11 protein-coding genes are annotated in these 19812 nt (G+C 73.1%); 6 read left to right on the top strand and 5 right to left on the bottom strand.

What is annotated here, in order from left to right; all coding sequences use genetic code 11:
• Positions 1–91: 91 nt before the first annotated feature.
• Positions 92–826 carry a peptidoglycan recognition protein family protein gene (locus OG927_RS15630; RefSeq protein WP_330320331.1) on the top strand — a complete coding sequence of 245 codons (735 nt, stop codon included), beginning with the start codon at positions 92–94 and terminating at the stop codon, positions 824–826.
• Between the two features lie 209 nt (positions 827–1035).
• Positions 1036–1797: a transglycosylase family protein gene (locus tag OG927_RS15625; protein ID WP_330320330.1), complete on the top strand. Its 762-nt coding sequence runs from the start codon at positions 1036–1038 to the stop codon at positions 1795–1797.
• Positions 1798–2826: 1029 nt separating this feature from the next.
• Here OG927_RS15625 and OG927_RS15620 read toward each other — a convergent pair.
• A complete protein-coding gene (locus OG927_RS15620) occupies positions 2827–3030 on the bottom strand; it encodes a hypothetical protein (protein WP_056793593.1) in 204 nt (67 codons plus the stop codon).
• A gap of 133 nt (positions 3031–3163) precedes the next feature.
• Between OG927_RS15620 and OG927_RS15615 the strand changes: the two genes are divergently transcribed.
• Positions 3164–3922 (top strand): HAD family hydrolase, encoded by a 759-nt coding sequence (locus OG927_RS15615; protein ID WP_330320329.1) that lies wholly within the window; start codon positions 3164–3166, stop codon positions 3920–3922.
• On the top strand, positions 3922–6393 hold the full coding sequence (locus OG927_RS15610) for a glycoside hydrolase family 65 protein (protein ID WP_330320328.1): 2472 nt from the start codon (positions 3922–3924) through the stop codon (positions 6391–6393). The genes OG927_RS15615 and OG927_RS15610 overlap by 1 nt, the downstream gene beginning before the upstream one ends.
• A 24-nt stretch (positions 6394–6417) precedes the next feature.
• On the opposite strand, the gene OG927_RS15605 is transcribed toward OG927_RS15610, so the two are convergent.
• From OG927_RS15605 to OG927_RS15590, 4 genes are all read right to left on the bottom strand, one after another.
• Complete coding sequence (locus OG927_RS15605; RefSeq protein WP_330320327.1) at positions 6418–7122, bottom strand: class E sortase; 705 nt, start codon at positions 7120–7122, stop codon at positions 6418–6420.
• 86 nt (positions 7123–7208) lie between these two features.
• Positions 7209–8873 (bottom strand): ABC-F family ATP-binding cassette domain-containing protein, encoded by a 1665-nt coding sequence (locus OG927_RS15600; RefSeq protein WP_330320326.1) that lies wholly within the window; start codon positions 8871–8873, stop codon positions 7209–7211.
• A 456-nt stretch (positions 8874–9329) separates the two neighbouring features.
• Complete coding sequence (locus OG927_RS15595) at positions 9330–10448, bottom strand: NADH:flavin oxidoreductase (RefSeq protein WP_079099587.1); 1119 nt, start codon at positions 10446–10448, stop codon at positions 9330–9332.
• A 196-nt stretch (positions 10449–10644) separates the two neighbouring features.
• Entirely contained in the window at positions 10645–15327 is a 4683-nt protein-coding gene (locus tag OG927_RS15590) for a HEAT repeat domain-containing protein (RefSeq protein ID WP_330320325.1), read from the bottom strand.
• 332 nt (positions 15328–15659) lie between these two features.
• Between OG927_RS15590 and OG927_RS15585 the strand changes: the two genes are divergently transcribed.
• Entirely contained in the window at positions 15660–16871 is a 1212-nt protein-coding gene (locus OG927_RS15585; protein WP_330320324.1) for a S8 family peptidase, read from the top strand.
• A gap of 454 nt (positions 16872–17325) precedes the next feature.
• Positions 17326–19812 carry a glycoside hydrolase domain-containing protein gene (locus tag OG927_RS15580; protein WP_330320323.1) on the top strand — a complete coding sequence of 829 codons (2487 nt, stop codon included), beginning with the start codon at positions 17326–17328 and terminating at the stop codon, positions 19810–19812.

Here is a 19812-nt window from a genome sequence, read left to right as displayed (position 1 = left end):
CGCGCGGGAGGGCTTCCGGCCCGCCGGCACGCTTCACCCGACCGGGTGCGGCGCGACTGCGACGTCGCTGGTCAGCGGTCAGGCTGGCCCCATGTGGCTTCGCCGAACAGCCCTGGGCGCCATGGTCGTGCCGCTGGCCGTCCTGGTGTTCAGGGACGCGCCGGTCCGGCTCGTCGCGCCCGAGCCGGTCATGGCCCGGCCCGTGGCGCCGTCCGAAGCCCTCCGGCCCGCGATCGTCAGCCGGGCCGACTGGCACGCGGACGAGACCCTGGTCAAGGAGCACGCGACGTACACGGGGGCGGTGAACGCGGTCTTCGTCCACCACACCAACCACGCCAACGACTACGACTGCGCCGACGCCCCGACGATGCTGCGGGAGATGGAGCGGGACCACGTCTCGGGTGAGGGATGGGACGACATCGGATACAACTTCGTCGTCGACCGCTGCGGGACGATCTACGAGGGCAGGGCGGGCGGGGTGGGGCGCTCGGTGCGCGGGGCGCACGCCAAGGGCTTCAACGCGCACAGCGTGGGCGTCGCGGCACTCGGCAGCTTCGGCCCCGGGGTCCCGGTGCCGAAGGCGCTCATCGAGGGGATCGCGAAGGTGGGCGCGTGGAAGCTGCGGCCGGGCACGGACCCGCGGAGCACCGTACGGATGGTCTCGACGAACGACGAGAGCCTGTACCAGCGGGGTGAGGTGGTCCACCTCCACGCGGTGTCCGGCCACCGCGACACCTTCCAGACCAGCTGCCCCGGGGATGCGCTTTACGACCAACTGCCCGCCGTCCGGGCGGAGATGGTCAGGCTGCGGGCTCCGCACAGCTGACCTGCGCCGGACCGGGGCATCCGCGGAGCCGGCCTCGGCCGACCCTTCGGGCCCGTCCCCGCCCGCATCGGCCGGGTGGCCGGGCCGTGGCCCCCACGCGGGTGAACATGCGGCCGCGGAACGCGTCGGAGCCCCTTGAAAAGCATATCGGCGGCTTGTCTGTTCGTGCCCTTGCAACAGTTCCCGGAGCACAGCGGAGGAAGACCGTCATGCCGGCATCACCCCTCGCCAAGCGACCCGTCGAATCGGCGCTCGTCCTTCTGCTGGTCCTCTTGAGCGTGCTGGGCCTCTCCGGCCGCAGTGTCGCGTCCGTCCCCGCCCGGGCAGCCACCACGCAGGCCGCCTCCGTCCAGGTGTTCCCCGCCCGGGCCGCCACGGCGCCGACCGTCATGGCGCCGACCGTCACGGCGGGCACCGACTGGGACCGCATCGCCGCCTGCGAGAGCAACGGCCGCTGGAACATCAACACCGGCAACGGCTACCACGGCGGACTGCAGTTCGCACCCTCCACCTGGCAGGCGTACGGCGGTGGGCAGTACGCACCGCGCGCCGACCTCGCCACCCGGTCCCAGCAGATCGCCGTCGGTGAGCGCGTCGCCCGTTCGCAGGGACTGTCCGCCTGGCCCACCTGCGGCCGGCTCGGTGCGAACGGCACATCGGGCCCGCAGGCGGGCAGCACCCCCCAGCGGAGCGAGACGCCGAAGGCCGCACCGCAGCGCCGGTCGGACAGCGGTCCGAGCAGCTCGCAGGGCTCCTCCCACGAGGCGTCCGACGCGGCCGGGGCGACCGACTCCCACGAGCTCGCCGGCACCGGGACCTACGTCGTCCAGCCGGGCGACTGCCTCTCCGTGATCGCCGATCGCGCGGACGTACCCGGCGGCACCGACGCGCTGTTCGAGCTGAACCGTGAGCTGCTGGACGAGGGACCGGACCTGATCTACCCCGGCCAGCGCCTCCGTCTCACGGCCTGAACCGCACGGTCCGGGCAGACGTGGCCGCAGCCCGTCGCGTGCGAGGCCATGGTGCCGAAAGGTACGTCCGTGGTGTGGATCCCGAACCGCACCGGGCAGGAGAAGCGTGAAGCGTGACAGGGCCGGAATCCAGGAAGCGCCGCGTCACCCGGACGCAGCCTGTGACGACGACCACCTCGTCGCGCCGGTCCCCCCTCGGCCCGAGCAGAATCCGAACGGCTTTCCCGCAGTGACCCGAGGCCGCTTCCCCGGGAGCGTGGCTGTAGGCCCCGTCCATGAACAGCACGGCATGACAGCACTTTCGGAAGACTCTCTCGGTGCGCCGCTCGGTGTGGCCGGCCCGCAGGGCCGCGCGCGTCACCCCGACGAGCTGCACCCCGGGCAGCAAGCACCACAGCACGTGCAGCAGTCCGGCGCCGAGCCGGACGACCGTGGCCACGCCCCTGCCGGGGTGGCCCCGAAGTGGACCGGAAGGTGGCCCACCTCCGGGGTGGGCGGACAAGCGGCGCACCCCGCCGGGACGGGACGAGGAGGAATCCCGGGGCGTCGATCCCGCGCCCGACCGACCGAGCCGGAGCCGGCTACCGCGCCCGACGAAGGGGAAGTCCTCGGAATCCCGGCGCCCGTGCCGGGTCACGTTCCCGTGTGACAGCGACGACGACAGACCGCGCCACGGCGGGTCCGGTCGTGCTGATCGATGGAAGGGCCGATCGATGGAAGGGCTGACGGCTCGATGGCGCGAGTGAAGCGGAGCGGTCCGAGTCCGGAGGTGGGGGAGGAGCCGATTCCGTCGGTGTGAGCGGGACGCGGGGAGAGGGACATCGCGACGGCGATCCCCCACGGCCGGGACACAGGGCACTCCGGCAGCCGGATCAACGCCGCGCGTGCGAGGACGGCAGGCGCAGGGACGTGGCAAGGGCCTCGACGGGTCCTGCGCGCGGCGCCCCGGCCGTGCGCCGTGCGCCGTGCCCCTGCCCTGCTCCGGCGGGCACTGACCGTGCCCGGCGCCCGGCGCCCGGTGTCCGGGGCTCAGTGTCCCGCGTGTTCCGTCGGCTCGGGCTCGTCCGTCGGCACGTACCTGCCGCAGGCGGGGTTCCGGCACGGGCCGGGGCCCCAGAGGGGTACGAAGATGCCGAGGGTCTTGTGCCGTGCCAACACGGACGCGACGGTGTGCTTGCAGGCGGGACACGCGTACTCCGCCTGCCGATGCGTCTGGCGCTTGGTACTGACCATGTACTCACGGTAGCCCAAACGTGTGCAGAACGAGACATTTAGTTTTCTTTGGTGAGGCTCCAGGAAAGGCGCTCGCCGCCGGAACCTGGTGCCATGGAACGGGGGACCCACCCGAGGAAGGGACCACCCGGTCATGGCAGCACTCTCCCCGGCCGCGGGCCTGCGCTCCGTGCGTGCCGTGGTCTTCGACACGGACGGGGTGATCACCGACTCCGCGCCGGTGCACGCCGCGGCGTGGAAGAGGGCGTTCGACGCCTGCCTGTCGGCCCATGGGGGCCAACGTCCCTTCGACGAGGGGGACGACTACCGCCGCCACGTCGACGGCCGGTCGAGGAAGGACGGCGCGGCCGCCTTCCTGAAGTCGCGCGGGCTGGACCTCTCCGAAGGCAGTCCCGACGACCCGCCGGGCACGGAGACGGTGTGGGCGGTCGCCGCCCGCAAGGACGAGGTGTTCACGGAAAGCCTGCGCGCCGCCCCGGTCGCCGTCTGGCCGGGCACGGTCCGCCTCCTGCACGTGCTGCGCGAGGAGAGGGTGCCGTGCGCCGCCGCCTCCGCCTCCCGGCACGCGACGGAACTGCTCTCCGGGGCCGGTCTCCTGGACCTCTTCGAGACCGTGGTCGACGGCAACGAGGCGCGCCGGCTGGCACTGCCGGGCAAACCGAATCCCGCCCTGTTCGTGGAGGCGGCCCGACGGCTGGGCACCCCCGCCGAGGACACCGCCGTCGTGGAGGACGCGCTGGCCGGAGTGGAGGCGGGCCGCCGCGGCGGGTTCGGGCTGGTCGTCGGCGTCGACCGCACGCACACCCCGGCCGGTGCCGCCGACCTTCGCCGCCATGGTGCCGACGTCGTGGTGTCCGATCCGGGGGATCTGCTGACCGGCGGGGACGACTGATGGCGAGGGCCTGGACCTGGTCCTACGAGGGGTACGACCCGGCGAAGGAGCGCCTGCGCGAGGCGCTGTGCACCCTGGGCAACGGCTACTTCGCCACCAGAGGGGCCGCGTCCGAGACACCGGCGGGCGGACCGCACTACCCGGGCACCTATGTGGCGGGCTGCTACAACCGGCTGACCTCCTCGGTCCAGGACCAGCAGGTCGAGAACGAGGACATGGTCAACCTCCCCGACTGGCTGCCGCTGCGCTACCGCATCCACCCGGCGGGGGCCCCCGCCGGCCCGTGGCTCTCACCCGACCACCCGCACCTCGTCGACCACCGCCAGTCGCTCGACCTGCGCGGCGGGACGCTGACCCGCCGGTCCGTGTACGAGGACGGGACCGGCCGCCGTCTGACGGTGGAGCAGGAACGCCTGGTGCACATGGGCGACCCCCATCTCGCCGCACTGCACACGGTGTTCACCGCCGACGGCTGGGCGGGCGGGGTGGAGGTGGAGTCCGGGATCGACGGTGACGTGCGCAACGCCGGAGTCGCGCGGTACCGGGACCTGGCGAACCGGCACCTGACCGGCTGGGAGACCGGTACGGAACCGGAGTCCACGGTCTGGCTGCGCTGCCGCACGGTGGAGTCGGACATCACCGTCGCCCTGGCCGCCCGTACCGTGGCCGCGCGTGGGCCCGGCGCGGGCGCTCGGGCGGCGATCGACGAGCCGGAACCGGCGGGGGGCGGCCGGGCGGCCGGGCGGGACCACCGGGCACGGCCTCGGCAGATGCCCCGCGCCGTCGTGCAGAGCCTCGTGCTCCCGCTGGGCCCGGACGAGAGTGCCGCCGTCGACAAGACGGTCGCGCTGTACACCTCCCGCGACCCGGCGATCGGCAGCCCCCGGCAGGCCGCCGTGTCCGCGGTGCGCAGGGCCCCCGCCTATCCGGGGCTGCTCGCCTCGCACCACCGGGCCTGGGCCGACCTGTGGCAGCAGGTCAGGCTGGACGTGCCCGGCGAGCCCGGCCACATCCTGCGCATGCACCTCTTCCACGTCCTGCAGACCCTCTCCCCGCACACCGCCGAACTCGACGTCGGGGTACCGGCCAGAGGACTGCACGGCGAGGCGTACCGCGGCCATGTGTTCTGGGACGAGCTCTTCGTCCTGCCGTTCCTGAACCTCCATTTCCCGGAGGTCTCACGGGGGTTGCTCGACTACCGCTACCGGCGGCTGCCCGCGGCCTGCCGTGCGGCGCACGAGGCGGGCAGGGCCGGTGCGATGTACCCGTGGCAGAGCGCCGACGAGGGACGCGAGGAGACCCAGGAGCTGCACCTCAATCCGCGCTCGGGCCGCTGGCTGGCCGACCGTTCGCGGCTGCAGCACCACGTCGGCTCCGCGGTCGCGTACAACGTGTGGCAGTACTGCCAGGCCACCGGCGACACGGAGTACCTGTACTCCAAGGGCGCGGAGATGATGCTGCAGATCGCCCGCTTCTGGGCGGACAGCGCCTCGTGGGACGACGGCCTGGGGAAGTACCGCATCCTGGGCGTCGTGGGACCCGACGAGTACCACGACGCCTACCCCGACGCCCTGGCGGCGGGCCTCGACGACAACACCTACACGAACGTGACGGCGGCCTGGGTCCTGGCCCGCGCCGGCGAACTCTGCCGGGATCTTCCCGACAGCAGATGCCGTCAGCTCCTCGACCGGATCGGGCTCGACCCCGCCGAGCTGGCCCGCTGGGACGACATCTCCCACCGGCTGCACGTGCCGTACCACCGTGGTGTCATCAGCCAGTTCGCCGGGTACGGCGATCTGGCCGAGCTCGACTGGGACGGCTACCGGGCACGGTACGGGGACATCCGGCGGCTCGACCGGATCATGGAGGCGGAGGAGGACACCGTCAACCGCTACCAGGCGTCCAAGCAGGCCGACGTCCTGATGCTCGGCTACCTCTTCTCCCCCCAGGAGCTCGCCGCCCTGTTCCGGCGGCTCGGCCACGAACTCGACGACGACACCTGGCGGTCCACGGTCGACTACTACGTGGCCCGGACGAGCCACGGCTCCACCCTCAGCTCCCTCGTCCACGCCTGGGTGCTGGCCAGGGTGCACCGCGACGACGCGTGGACGTACTGCGAGGAGGCGCTCACGGGTGACGTGGCGGACATCCAGGACGGCACGACGGAGGAGGGCATCCACCTCGGGGCCATGGCCGGCACGCTCGACTTCGTCCAGCGCGGCATGACGGGCCTGGAGACCCGGGAGGACGCGCTGTGGCTGAGCCCGGCCACCCTTCCCCAGCTGTCGAAGTTCCGGGTACGGCTGCGCTTCCGGCGGCACTGGGACGTGGACCTGCGCATCCGTGCCGAGCGGCTCAGGATCGCCGTGCCGGACGACGGCCGGCCCGGGGTGCGGGTCGTGCTGGGCGGGCACACGTACGTCATCGCCCCCGGAACGGCCCGCTGGCTCGAGCTTCCCGCAGCCGAATGACACGGGGGCGCCGGGCGGTGGAGGTCAGGACGGCCGCGCGGACACGAGGACGCCGATCTTGTCGATGCGGTGTTCCGGATTGTTGTTGCCGTCCCGCCAGTGGTTGCCGGCCGCGTCGTCCTCAGGAGTGGCACAGGTGGAGAGGGTGATCATCGCCCGGGTCGGCTTCACACCCGGTTCGCCCGGGACCTCCGCCCGCTGTTCCGCGAGAGAGCGCTCCGACCGGAAGGAGGTCTCCCTGGTCCCGGTGATCCGGTACTCGTACACCGTCCCACCCTCCGTGACGAGGACGAGATCGCCCCTGTCCAGGGACGGGAGCTCGCGCAGCGGGCCGCCCGCGGAGAGCCGGTGGGCCGTCACCAGGTAGTTCCCCGTCTCACCGGGACCGACGCCCCCCTTCGCGCCGTACGGACTCGCGGCGGCACCGCGGTCCTGGATCCGGGTGCCCGCCCGGTCGTCCGTCGTCCCCTCGTAGGGGACCACGCGCAGGTCCGTGAGACCGAGCGCCGGAATGGCGAGGGTCGCCGTCACGGTGCGCGGGTCGGTCCGGTCGGCCGGGGGCCGCACGGAGGCGGCGGGCGCCGGCACGGCAGCGACGGCGGCGGGGGCCGCGGCGGGCGCCGCCGGGGGCGGCTCGGCCGCCACCGCCGCACAGCCGGCGGCGAGGACGACGACCGCCGCGCACGCGACCGCCCGGGGAGCTCTTCGGAGTCCGTGGAGAGGATGCATGGAAGACCCGGATTCGGTAGCCGGTGTGTGCCGGGGGACGGCCCGGGAGCGCGGGCCCGCCTCCTCCAGTACAACACCGGCGGCCGTCACACGCCCGGGTCCGGTGCGTCGAGCAGCTCGCGCACCTCCTCCGCGGTCGTCTCCCGCAGCTCCTCCCCGACGAGCAGCCAACGGGTGATGCCGACCGACTCCAGGAACGCCAGGTCGTGGCCGGCGATCACGAGTGCGCCCTCGTAGGCGTCGAGCGCCCCCGTCAGCTGCCGGACACTCGCCAGGTCCAGGTTGTTGGTCGGCTCGTCCATCATCAGCAGCTGCGGGGCCGGTGCGGCGAGCATCGTCGCCGCGAGGGCGGCACGGAAGCGCTCACCGCCCGAGAGGGTGCCCGCCGGCTGCTCGGCGCGCGCCCCCTTGAACAGGAACCGGGCGAGCTGGGAGCGGATGTGGTTGTCGGTGACCCCCGGCGCCAGGCGGGCCACGTTCGCCGCGACGCTCAGCCCCTCGTCCAGCACGTCCAGCCGCTGCGGCAGGAAGCGCAGCGGCACGAAGGTCCTCGCCTCGCCGGCCAGCGGTGCGAGCTCACCGGTGAGGGTGCGCAGCAGCGTCGTCTTCCCGGCCCCGTTGCGCCCGACCAGTGCGATGCGCTCCGGGCCCCGGACGTCGAGCTCGGCTTCGCGCAGCGCGCCGAAACGGGGCCGCAGCCCGCGCAGGCTCAGGACCGTGCGGCCCGCGGGTACGGCGGTGTGCGGGAGGTCGACCCGGATCTCGGCGTCGTCACGGATCGCGTCCGAGGCCTCGTCGAGCCGTTCCCGTGCCTCCTGGAGCCGGTCCTCGTGCAGCCCGCGGAGCTTGCCCGCCGCCTCCTGCGACGACCTCTTGCGCTCGCCCGCGACGATCCTCGGGGCCCGCCGCTCCGCGTCCATCCTCTTGTTGTGCCGCTGACGGCGGGCCACCTTGATCCGGGACTCCTCCAGCTCGCGCTTCTGCCGCCGTACGTCCGTCTCGGCGGCCCGCAGCATGCGCCCCGCCGCCTCCTGCTGGGTGGCCAGCGCCTCCTCGTACGCCGACCAGCCACCGCCGTACCAGCTCACCGAGCCGGAGCGGAGCTCGGCGATGCGGTCGACGCGTTCCAGCAGGTCACGGTCGTGGCTCACCACGACGAGCACACCGGAACGCCAGGACTCCACGGCCTCGTACAGCCTCCGGCGCGCGAACACGTCGAGGTTGTTGGTGGGTTCGTCGAGCAGCAGCACGTCCGGGCGTTCCAGCAGCAGCGCCGCCAGGCGCAGCAGGACCGTCTCACCGCCGGACAGCTGTCCGACGGTGCGGTCCAGGCCGACGGCGTCGAGGCCGAGCGTCCCCAGGGTGGCCAGGGCGCGCTCCTCGACGTCCCAGTCGTCGCCGATCGTCTCGAAGTGCTCCTCGGCGACGTCCCCGGCCTCGATGGCGCGCAGCGCCGCGCGCCGTCCGGCGATGCCGAGAGCCGCCTCGACGCTGAGCTCCGTGTCGAGAGTGAGGTTCTGCGGGAGATGGGCGATGCTGCCGCCGGCGGTCACCGACCCGGCGGAGGGCCGCAGCCGGCCCGCGAGCAGGCGCATCAGGGTGGACTTGCCGGAGCCGTTGGTGCCGACCAGGCCGGTGCGGCCCCGGCCGAAGGTCAGCGAGAGCCCGTCGAAGACCTCGGTGCCGTCCGGCCACCGGAAGGACAGGCCGGAGCAGGTGAGGGAGGCCGTGGGCGTGAGGGGGTGGGACATCGTGATCCTCGCAGTCGCAAGCGTGTGAACAGGGGCTTCGTATGCGAGCACCACGCGGCGACCCGGGCCGGGAAAGAAAAAGGGGGGTGCGGTCCTCCGGAGAGCGGGGGACGGCTCATGCACCGAGGTCGCATCCACGCGGGGTCACGGGGCGGCAGGAAAGCCGACGGCGGCGTGACGGGCTACGGCAGGGGCCGTACCGCGCGATGATCGCGGGCCTCAGATGCGCAACGTCCACCTCTATCGGAGACGACAGGACTCGAAAACTGTACATCGGAGGGCTGCCGGTGTCCGGGTATTTACGAGCGGTCCGGCCTCGCTGCCTGCCCGGTGACCCCGGGCCCCGGCTGCGGAGGAGCCCCGCCCCGGTGCGGCCGCAACGGCGGTACGGCCCGGGGGCGGGGCTCTCGCGGCACCGCGGTCGGCGCGGGGCACGGGGCTCCCGCGGCGTCCGGGTCAGCGCAGGGTCTTCAGCATCTCCGCGCTGAACGGCGTGATGTTCCCGGTGTCCCCGCGCAGGGTCTTCGCCGCCCATTCGGGATCGGCGATCAGCGCCCGGCCCACGGCGACCATGTCGAACTCGTCGTTCTCGATGCGCTCCAGCAGCTGCTCGATGCCGGTGACGCCGGAGCTGTTGCCCTGGAAGGCGCCGAAGAAGTCACCGTCCAGGCCGACGGAACCGACGGTCATCGTCGGCCTGCCGCTGATCTTCTTCACCCAGCCGGCGAGGTTCAGGTCGGATCCCTCGAACTCCGGCAGCCAGTAGCGGCGGGTGGACGCGTGGAAGACATCGACCCCGGCCTCGGCGAGCGGCGTGAGCAGGGAGTCCAGCTCCTCGGGCGTCTGCGCGAGCTTCGCCTCGTAGGCGTCCTGCTTCCACTGGGACATGCGGAAGAACAGGGGGAACGCGTCGGAGACGGCGGCGCGGCAGGCCGCCACGATCTCGGCCGCGAAGCGGGTCCGCGCGACGAGGTCGCCACCGTAGGCGTCCGTACGGCGGTTGCTGCCCGACCACAGGAACTGGTCGATCAAGTAGCCGTGTGCGCCGTGGAGTTCGACGCCGTCGAAACCGAGCCGCTCGGCGGCTGCCGCCGCGTCGGCGAACGCGGCGATGACGTCGTCGAGGTCCTTCTGCGTCATGGCGCGGCCCTTGGGCTCGCCCGTCAGGGACACGCCGGACGGGCCGACGGGTTCCGCGTCCGCCACGGGCGGTGCGCCCTCGGCGCGGGTGACGCCCACGTGCCACAACTGCGGGATGATCGCCCCACCCGCGCGGTGCACGGAGTCGGCGACGTCCGCCCAGCCCGCGAGGGCGTCCTCGCCGTGGAAGCGCGGGACCCGGTCACTGGTACCCGCGGAGCTGTGGTCGATGTAGGTGCCCTCGGTGATGATCAGCCCCACGCCGCCGGCGGCCCGTCGCGTGTAGTAGTCCGCCACGTCCTGTCCCGGAACGCCGGCGGGGGAGAACTGCCGGGTCATGGGCGCCATGGCGATCCGGTTGCGCGAGGTCAGTCCGCGGACCGAGAACGGGCGCGAGAGGGTGTCCGCTGTGCGGTCGGCGTTCGCATCTGTCACGTCATGTCCTGTTCGTTGGCTCGGGATGTCCATCCGCTGCCAACATCCGGGCGCCGCCACGGCATCCCCGCACGGGACCGCTGTGGTCAAGATCTCGCCGGGGCGGGGGCTCACGCCGCGCGATCCGGGCGGTCGGACCTTTGCGTTCGGGAGAGGCCGCGCCCCCGGCTGCGCACACGGCGGGGCCCCCGGGTGGTCATCCTCTGCCGGCCGTGATCTGTTCGAGGACCTCCGTGTAGAGGGACCGTCTGTCGGGGCGGGCGTGATCGGCCGCGTACCTGAGCGAGGGGACCGCCGGTTCGCCCAGCCCGACGAGCCCCTCGACCGCCGTCCGGCGGACTACGGGGTGCGCATGCCCGAGCAGGCCGGTCAGGGCGGGTATCGCGGGTGTCCAGGAGGCGTGGCACAGGGCCCGGATCGCCGACCGCACGATGTCGGGCCGGGGGTCCTCCAGCAGGATGAAGGTGTGCCGCAGGTAGGTCTGCCGGTCCAGTACCGCCCGCGAGGTGCGGTGTGCGTGCAGACGGACCCCGGGGCGGGGGTGGTGCAGCAACTCGGCCAGCAGGGAGGGCACCGCGCCGTCCCGGCCGGTGTCCGGACCGGCCTCGGCCAGCCGCGTGAGCGCCCGGCGGATCTGCTCCGGGTCGCCGGTCCGGGCCAGGTCCAGCAGCTCCCGCCGCGACGGACTCCGCGGGGCCCCGGTGGGTACGGCCCGCGTGCGGTCGCGGAGGGACGCCTGTGCGGCGGAGTCCCGCTGCGCGGCGTCGGGACCGCGCAGCGGGCCCTCGACGAGGAGGAGCCGGTCCGCGAGGTCGTCGCGGCCCTCGGCCCGTAGCCGCCGGCAGGTCCTGACCAGTGCCGGGGTGCGAAGGAGCGGAAGGCCGACGAGCAGGTCGAGGTACCCCCAGGCCCCGGCCTCCAGACGGGCGCCGAGGTGCTGCGCCAGCACATCGGCCCGGGCACGGCGCAGCGCCTGGCCGATCGCGGTGGGGGCCCGGTCGTCGGCCCACCAGGTGAGGAGCAGCGGGATCAGCGGCTCCAGCTCCTCCGGATCGAGCCGCGCGGCCACGTGGGCCACCCGGTCGCGCAGGATGCCGGCGGCCCCGAGTTCGCTCCGGTCGAGGGCGGTCAGCGCGCGGGCCTGACCGGCGCCGACGGGTAGGTCGACGCGGCCGTGGAGGTACGCCCGGAGCACAGCGATTCCGGCTTCCGGCTCCGGCCACTCCAGGAGGGCCAGTGCCGCGGTCGCCCTGCGGTCCGGAGCGCGGTGGTCCAGCATCGCCAGCAGCCGTTCACGCAGCGCCGCCGAACGGGGCTGATCGAGATCGTCCGCGTGGACGGCACGGGCTGCCGGCACAGGTCCGTGAGTGGTCTCCGTGAGGGTCCAGACGGGTGCGTCGAGCGGCTGGAGCTCCGACATCCAGTCGATGAGCGCGGCGCGGACCTCCGGGCTCCGGGCCGGGGGCCAGACCTCGACGAGAGCGTTCAGACGCTCCCTGGAGCCGGTCCCGCCGTGGGGCGCGCGCCGGAACTGCCGCAGGGCGGCCGGGGTGCGTACGGCTGCCTCCAGCGCGGTCCGCCACGCCGCGGCCTCGGCCCGTACGGAGTCCGCGGCGGGCTCCGGGACGGCGAAGGCCTCCCGCAGCACGGCGACCTCGGCCCGCCACGGGTCGGCGCCGAGCCGGGCCGCCGCGAGTGACTGCTCGAGATCGGTGCGGACCAGGACGGCGCCGAGGCGTCGCAGCAACGGCAGCGGGGACCGTCCTCCCGCTGGTGCGGGAGGCTGTGCCCGTACCGCGTCGGCCACGGCCGCCCTCCTGACCGCTGTCAGCGCCGGTGCGGCCGCTTCGAGGACGCCGAGGACCGCGTACCGGTCCTCGGCCGAGGCACCGGCGGCGCCGAGCACCTCGGTCAGGAGCTGGGCGCACCGGGCGAACGCCGTCACCTCCTCCGCCGCCCAGGGCGCCGGGCACAGCCGCAGCGTGAACCGCACCACCCGGCCCCGGACGGCGGGTTCGTCGCCGGCGAGCCGGAGCCAGTCCGCCAGCAGGGGCCGCAGCGCGCGCATCCGGTCGGGACGCGGAGCCTCGTCCCGACCGACGAGCCGCAGCGCGACCGACGGACTCCAGCCCTCCACGACCAGCGACCTGGCGTCGAGGTCCGCTCCGCCGCCTTCCTCCGGCGCCGGGCCGGAGGGGGCGGGCCCGGTGACGCCGTGCCGCGCCGAGAGCGCCGCGAGGTCCCCGGCCGAACCTGACGCGAGGCCGATCCGGCGCGTCGCCACCAGGGCGAGCAGCGCCGGTACGACCGGTGACGCCTGGTCGTCCAGCGCGAGGACCGAACGCACCTGAAGGGCGCCGTCGAGCCCTTCGAGCAGCAGTGCGCGGGTGCGGGTGCTGTCACTGTGCTCGGCGGCTGCGAGCAGGGTCGCCGCGTACGCCTCGCCGAGGACCGAGCGCAGTGCCCCGACGAGCGTGGCACGCAGCCCGGGGTTGTCGTGCTGCCCGAGACAGCGCAGCAGTGCCGGGACCGCCGCAGGGGTGCCGGCATCGACGAGGACCGCTGCGGCGGTCTTCTTGATGTTCATGTTCGGATGGGTGAGACAGGCCGCGATCGAGGGACCGGCCCAACGGGCCCCGGCGTGACCGAGTGCGAGGAGTGCCTGCCGGACGGTCCGGATGTCCCGGTCGGTGGTCAGCGCGATCAGGGTCGCCGACAACGCCTGTGCGTCGTCGCCCCCGGTGTCACGGGCGAGCAGCGCGATCACGTGCTTGCGCACGTGCGGGTCGCGGCTGCGCAGCATGCGGTGCACGCGTGCACGGGTCCGTACGTACGAGGTGCGGAGCAGCAGTCCGAGCAGGATCGCCCGCTCGCCGCCGGACAGTCCGGGCCGGTCCAGCAGATCGAGTGCCGTCGTCGCGACGAGGGCGTCGCCGGCCTCTGGCGCGTGCGTCGCTTCGAGCAGGCAGGACGGCCTGATCCTTCCGCGCGTGTGGAGCCGGGCGCCCAGGGCGTGCAGGGCGTCCAGCACCTCCTGGGGCACCGCGGGCTCGCCGGCCGTGTGCCCGGCGCCGGGCTCCGGGACGGCGGCCCCCGGTTCCCCGGACGCCGCCAGCTCGGCCACGACGCGCGCGAGCAGGTCGGCGATGACCGGCAGCGTGCCGGCGTTGCCGTGCGCCGCCAGCCGGCACAGGGCCGCCACCGGTTTGCCGGGGTCGAGGTGGGAGCTGAGGAGGGACAGTTCCCGCTCGTCCGGCCCGCCGAGGTCGGTCGCGACGCGGGCCGGCAGGTCGGTGGGATCGAGGCGGACGAGGAGCGCGCGCCGCTGCTCCGGATCGTCCGTCAGGTGCCACAGGATCTCCAGGGCGCGGTTGCGCTCGGCGCGGAGGTGGGGAGCGATGACGCCCATGGTGTCCCGCGGGCCCTCGCCCTCCCCCACAGCCGTGTCTGCGCGCTCGCACCCGTCCTCGCGCTCGCTCGTGTCCTCGGGCGGGGCGAGGCCGAGCCCTTCCCTGAGCGCCCGCACCGTCCGGTGGCCTCCGATCGCCTCCAGCGCGTCCAGGGCCGCGGCGGGTGCCGTCGGGAGGAGGGCGATCACAGCCTCCTCGGCGTCCACGTGACGCACCTCGCGGATCGCGGTGAGGAAGGGGCCCGGCGCGGGGACACGGGGGAGCAGCTGTGCGATCGCGTCCCCGATCGGGAGTTCCCCCGCCCCCTGCCCGGCCAGGGCGACCAGCAGAGCGAGCCGCCGGGGCCAGCCCGGATCGTCCGCGGGCGTGTCCGTCAGCACGCGGAACACCGCCTGCCGGCAGGTGAAGAGGATCGTGGCGACCTCGACGGGCGGAATCGAGTGATCCGCCAGCGCCAGCCCGACGACAGCCGTGGCGTGCAGGTCCTCCGGGAAGTGGCCGCGCCGGTGGAGCCCGCGCAGACAGGCCACCAGAGGCCCTCCGAACAGCAGGGGGTCCTGCGCGGCGACGGCCGTCAGATCACCGATGTCATCGCGGCCGGCCAGCTCGCCGAGCAGTTCCATGCCCCTCCGGCGCAGACCCGGCGGCAGACCCGCGTCGCCGACGACCTGCCGCAGCAGACCGCCGTGCCCGTGGTGGGCCGCGGCCCCGAGGGCCGCCTCGGCCGCCCCGGGGCACGCCCGCACCGCTTCACCGGCGAGAAAGGGGGACAGGTCTCCCGGCGGGATCGGATCCAACGCCGCCCAGGGTTCGGTGAGTTCGGCCAGAACAGCAACGGCGGGCGCGTCCTCGGCCCCGTCGAGCAGGCCGACAAGCACCTCGCGGACCCGGGCGGGGGCCAGCAGCCCCTCCCGCAGACCCTGCCGGGCCAGCCGCAGCGCCTCGCCCCGCAGGGCCGGGTCGCCACTTTCCGCCAGCTCGGTGACGAGCAGGGCGGGCCGGTGCGCTCCGGTCACGTCCGTCTGCCGGACCGCCTGGTGGAGCAGCTCGCCGCGGGGCTCCCTCCGGAGGACCGCGGGGTCGTCGAGGAGCTCGGCGCGCAGCCAGGCGATCCGTACGCGTGCCGGCAGTCCGGCCGTACGCCACGACGGCCACGGGCGGTCCCCCCGGAACCGCCCGAGCCGCTCGTAGAGGCCCGCCAGGACGAGTGCGGCCTCCGGCGGGCCGGCCACCGACACCGGCAGGAGCGCCGCGAACTCGGCGCTCTCCGGCGCCGCGAGGGCGTTGTCCGAGGCGAGCCGTTCGGTGAGGAGGACCAGGCCCAGATACCGCACACGGGGATCGTCGTGCCGGACCAGGCGTCCGAAGACGGCCGGCCCGCAGACCTGTGCGTCGAGGTGACCGGACAGCCGCCCGATGTCCCCTCGGAGGACCGCTTCGTCAAGAGGTTCGTCCACCGTCGTCGTCACCACCGGATGCTAACCACGGCCTTCTGCGCGCCACCAGCGATATTCCGTCCACCCCGCGGTGGGGGCGGGGGCCGCGGGCGGGACATCCGCGTGACGCCCCGGACCGGGGGTGCGCGGGGGAGGTGTGTGCCTCGTGCGAAGCCCGTGTTGCGCCGTGTGTACGCGGAGTTGACACACGGTCACCAACATGGCGCGGCCATGACAGCATCTCGCGACCCCTTGCCCTGCCCGAACACGCCCCGCCATCGTCGGACGCGGCGAACGAATCCCCGTACGCCGCCCCCGTCGGCGCGTGAACCCCTGGCGCGCCACCGTTCGAGGAGAACCTCTCCATGGCAGCACTGCGCACCACCAAGCGGCGGATCGCCGCAGCGATCGCCACCGCGACGACTGTGGCACTGGCAGTCGGAGCGGGCGCGGCCTTACCCGCCCAGGCGGCCCAGCCCGAGGGCAGGATCCTGCACGCCGGGACGGCCGAGGCGGTCCCCGGAAGCTACATCGTCACGCTGAAGCAGACGGCCGGGTTCACGGCCTCCGCGGCCCAGGGCAGGAAGCTGATATCCGGCTACGGCGGGAAGGTCGAGCGCACCTACACGGCGGCGCTGAACGGCTACGCCGCCACCCTCAGCAGCGCCGGGGCCGCGCGGCTCGCCGCCGACCCGGCGGTCGCCTCGGTCGAGCAGGACCAGAAGGTCCACTCGACCGCCACCCAGAGCAACGCGCCCTGGGGCCTCGACCGGATCGACCAGACGAACCTCCCGCTGAGCGGCACGTACACCTACCCGGACTCCGGGGGCGGCGGCACGACCGTGTACGTCCTCGACACCGGGGTGCGCATCACCCACCAGGAGATCGCCGGAAGGGCCTCGTACGGCTACGACTTCGTCGACAACGACGCCACGGCGCAGGACGGTGCCGGGCACGGCACCCACGTCGCCACGACCGTCGCCGGAACCACGTACGGCGTGGCGAAGAAGGCGAAGATCGTCGCTGTGCGCGTCCTCGGGAACGACGGCTCCGGCACCACCGCCGGGGTCATCGCCGGCGTCGACTGGATCACCGCCAACCACGTCGCGTCCTCCGTCGCGAACGTGTCGCTCGGCGGCGGCGCCAGCACCACCCTGGACAACGCGGTGCGCCGGTCGATCGCCTCCGGTGTCACGTACGCCATCGCGGCCGGCAACTCGGGTGCCCTGGCGTCCGGTTACTCACCCGCCCGCGTCGACACCGCGCTCACGGTCGGCGCCAGCACCCGGACCGACGCCCGGGCCACCTACTCGAACTACGGCCCCGTGGTCGACATCTTCGCGCCGGGCTCCGCCATCACGGCCGGCTGGAACACCTCGGACAGCGCCACCTACACCGGCAACGGCACCTCCTTCGCCGCCCCGCACGTCGCCGGCGCCGCGGCGGTCTACCTGACCAACCACCCGGGCGCCTCCCCGGCGGCCGTGGGCGCGGCCCTGGTGAACGGCGCGACCTCCAACGTCCTCACGGGCATCGGAACCGGCTCCCCGAACAAGCTCCTCCGGCTCGTCCCGTAACGCCTCAACGCCTCAACGCCTCAACGCCTCAACGCCTGAACGGCCGCACGGCTCAACGGCTTCACGACACAACCGCACCCCGGCCGGGGACGCGCACGGGACCACTCCTTCCCGTACGCGTCCCCGGCTCGTGCCGTTCCGAGGGGCGGCGCGGCCCTCCGGTCCAGGGCGAGGCCCCCAGCGAGTACGAGCGCGAGCCGGGCGGGCAGGTGTTGCCGGCGGCGACGGGGCGGAGGACGGCCGCGTCCAGGTGGAACCGGGCGGGCGGAGGGCGTACCCGTCCCCGATGCGCGCGGCCCTGCGTCGCCCCCGGACGGAGAGATCGGGGAGAGCGCGCGTCCCTAGGGTTCTCCCGACGGTCCCTCCGGCCTGAACCGTGACCGGCGCCGCAGGTCGGCCGGACTGTCTCCCTCAGCGGCACGTCAGCCGCACGCGCACGAGAGGAAGGCCGGGCATGGCCGACGACAAGGTCCTGGAGGCCCAGAAGTGGGTCAACTCCACCTACGGCGCAGTGAGCGGATACGTCCGCTGCCCGGAGAACGGCCAGACGGGCTGGTCCACCATGTACGCCCTGGTGATGGGGCTCCAGCACGAGCTCGGCATCTCGCCGCTCGTCGCGAGCTTCGGGCCGACCACCCTGTCCCGGCTCGCGGCGCTCGGTGACATCGGGTTCGGCTGGAGCCAGAACGCGAACATCGTCCGCATCATCCAGCACGGCCTGTTCTGCAAGGGCTACTGGGGCGCGAACGGGTACGGCGAATTCGGTGCCGTCACCACCGAGGCGGTCAAGGCGATCCGCGTCGACATGGGCCTGCCCGACGGCGGCATGGGCACGGCTGGCGGCACCGTCACGCCGGCGCTCTTCAAGTGCATCCTCAACATGGACGCGTACGTCGTCGTGGCCGGCGGAACCGACAAGATCCGTGACATCCAGCGGTGGCTCAACGGCCGCTACTGGCTGCGCAGCGCCTACAACATCGGGCCCGCCGACGGGATCTACTCCCGTGACGTGCAGAAGGCCCTCGTGATCGCCATCCAGTACGAGCTGGGGCTCACGCCCAACGGCAACTTCGGACCCGGCACCCAGGCCGGACTGCGCTCGCACACCCTCCGCGAGGGCGATTCCGGCATCTTCGTCGAGCTCTTCACCGCCGCCTGTGTCTTCAACGAGCCCGTGATCGTGAAGGGCCAGGACGACATCGAGGTCCGCACCACCTTCAAGAGCAGCTTCGACAGCAAGACCAAGGAGTTCGTCGAGGTCTTCCAGGCCTTCTCGCAGCTGTACGGGAGCGGCGACGCCAACTACGGCGTGGGCGAGTACGACACCTGGTCCCAGCTGCTGGTGTCGATGGGCAACGCGGACCGCGAGGCCACCGGTTCCGACACCCGCTTCGAGATCACCGCGTCGCGCGCCCGCTGGCTCTACGACCACGACTACCGCCTCGTCGGCCGCTACCTGTACGACCCGCCGGGATCGACCCTCGACAAGGAGATCAAGCCGGGCGAGCTGCAGACCATCTTCGACGCGGGGCTGCGCGTCTTCCCCATCTACCAGGACAACGCGCGGCAGTTGCCCGACTTCACGTACGGCCAGGGCTACCAGCACGCGCTCAACGCCCACGATCTGGCCAGCCAGTACGGCTTCAACCGGGGCACCACCCTGTACTTCGCGGTCGACTACGACGCCCAGCAGTGGGAGATCGACGGCTCGCCCCAGGGGATCATCGCCTACTTCAACGGGGTGGTGGCGGGCCTGGCCAACCGAGGCAAGAAGTACTTCCACGGTGTCTACGGCTCCCGCAACGTCTGTATCAACGTCACCAAGAAGACCGGAGCCCGCTTCTCCTTCGTCTCCGGCATGTCCTGGGGCTTCTCGGGGAACCTCGGCTACTCCCTGCCGCCGAACTGGGCGATCAACCAGATCAAGGAGTTCCAGGTCACCAACGGCTCGGACGTCTTCGACCTGGACCGGGACGTCTGGCGGCGCAACAGCGAGCCGGGCAGCAACTCCGTGAACCGGCCGGCCGGACCCGCCGACGCCTTCATCGCGTACGTGCGCCGGCTCTACGACCACGCCCTCGCGTACAAGTCGGCGAACGACGTGGACACCAACGCCAGCCGGCTGGTGATGGAGTACATCCGGCACGAGAAGTACGAGGGCCTGGACTGGTGGTGGCTGGCGGGCAGCTACGACGGTGACTTCGTGGCGTACTGCAACGCCCGGGGCGAGTCCGTGACGGACTCCTTCACCGACACGGTCACCGGCTACGTCCTCGACGCGGCCCATCTGATGGCCACCGCCAACGGCTTCCTGGTCAACTCCGACCCGGACGACAAGGGGGACGCGACCGGCGGCGACGTGGCCGGCTGGGGCGGCGACATCATGACCTTCTGGGCTGACTGGCGGAACTCGGAGGAGGAGTACGCCTCCCCTCTCACGTTCTGCCGGGCCAAGCTCGCCATCCCCGGCACCGTGTCCAGCTTCGGCTACACGGACATGATCGAGGACGTCGACGGCTACCTCCTGGCGAAGCACGTCGCGGGGAACGGGAACATCGCCGACTGGGTGGTCTCCCACTACAACAACGGGGGCGCGCTGACCCGCTTCCGTTCCCACTTCGACCGGCGCTGGCAGACCGCCGGCAACGCCAAGTCGTCCTGCAGCAAGCTGCTCTACGGTGCGAGCGACTCCAAGATCAGCCCGGCCCGCTTCGCGCTCATCTCGGCGGCCGGCGCCGTGCTGCCCGGGGACTACATCCTGCTGCCCGGCGGTTCGGCCAAGTTCGACGACTTCTGCCAGGGTTTCACCGACCGGCAGCTCTCCCTGATCGGACTGGAGAACAGCCTGGCCGCGCAGTACCGGAAGAACCTGCGCACCTACCAGGAGAAGGCCGCGAAGCGGGCGGCGAGCCGGGCCGGCGGGAAGAGCGTGCAGAGTTAG

The sequence above is a fragment of the Streptomyces clavifer genome, from assembly GCF_036345975.1.
Classification (GTDB): Bacteria; Actinomycetota; Actinomycetes; order Streptomycetales; family Streptomycetaceae; genus Streptomyces; species Streptomyces clavifer.
Note: the sequence above shows the minus strand (reverse complement) of the source record. Positions and strands in the feature narration are given on the sequence as shown.

What these genes read in the sequence shown, in the direction of transcription:
- OG927_RS15630 (WP_330320331.1), top strand. Translation starts at nt 92, where the DNA reads ATGTGGCTTCGCCGAACAGCCCTGGGCGCCATGGTCGTGCCGCTGGCC.
- OG927_RS15625 (WP_330320330.1), top strand. Translation starts at nt 1,036, where the DNA reads ATGCCGGCATCACCCCTCGCCAAGCGACCCGTCGAATCGGCGCTCGTC.
- OG927_RS15620 (WP_056793593.1), bottom strand. Translation starts at nt 3,030, where the DNA reads ATGGTCAGTACCAAGCGCCAGACGCATCGGCAGGCGGAGTACGCGTGT.
- OG927_RS15615 (WP_330320329.1), top strand. Translation starts at nt 3,164, where the DNA reads ATGGCAGCACTCTCCCCGGCCGCGGGCCTGCGCTCCGTGCGTGCCGTG.
- OG927_RS15610 (WP_330320328.1), top strand. Translation starts at nt 3,922, where the DNA reads ATGGCGAGGGCCTGGACCTGGTCCTACGAGGGGTACGACCCGGCGAAG.
- OG927_RS15605 (WP_330320327.1), bottom strand. Translation starts at nt 7,122, where the DNA reads ATGCATCCTCTCCACGGACTCCGAAGAGCTCCCCGGGCGGTCGCGTGC.
- OG927_RS15600 (WP_330320326.1), bottom strand. Translation starts at nt 8,873, where the DNA reads ATGTCCCACCCCCTCACGCCCACGGCCTCCCTCACCTGCTCCGGCCTG.
- OG927_RS15585 (WP_330320324.1), top strand. Translation starts at nt 15,660, where the DNA reads ATGGCAGCACTGCGCACCACCAAGCGGCGGATCGCCGCAGCGATCGCC.
- OG927_RS15580 (WP_330320323.1), top strand. Translation starts at nt 17,326, where the DNA reads ATGGCCGACGACAAGGTCCTGGAGGCCCAGAAGTGGGTCAACTCCACC.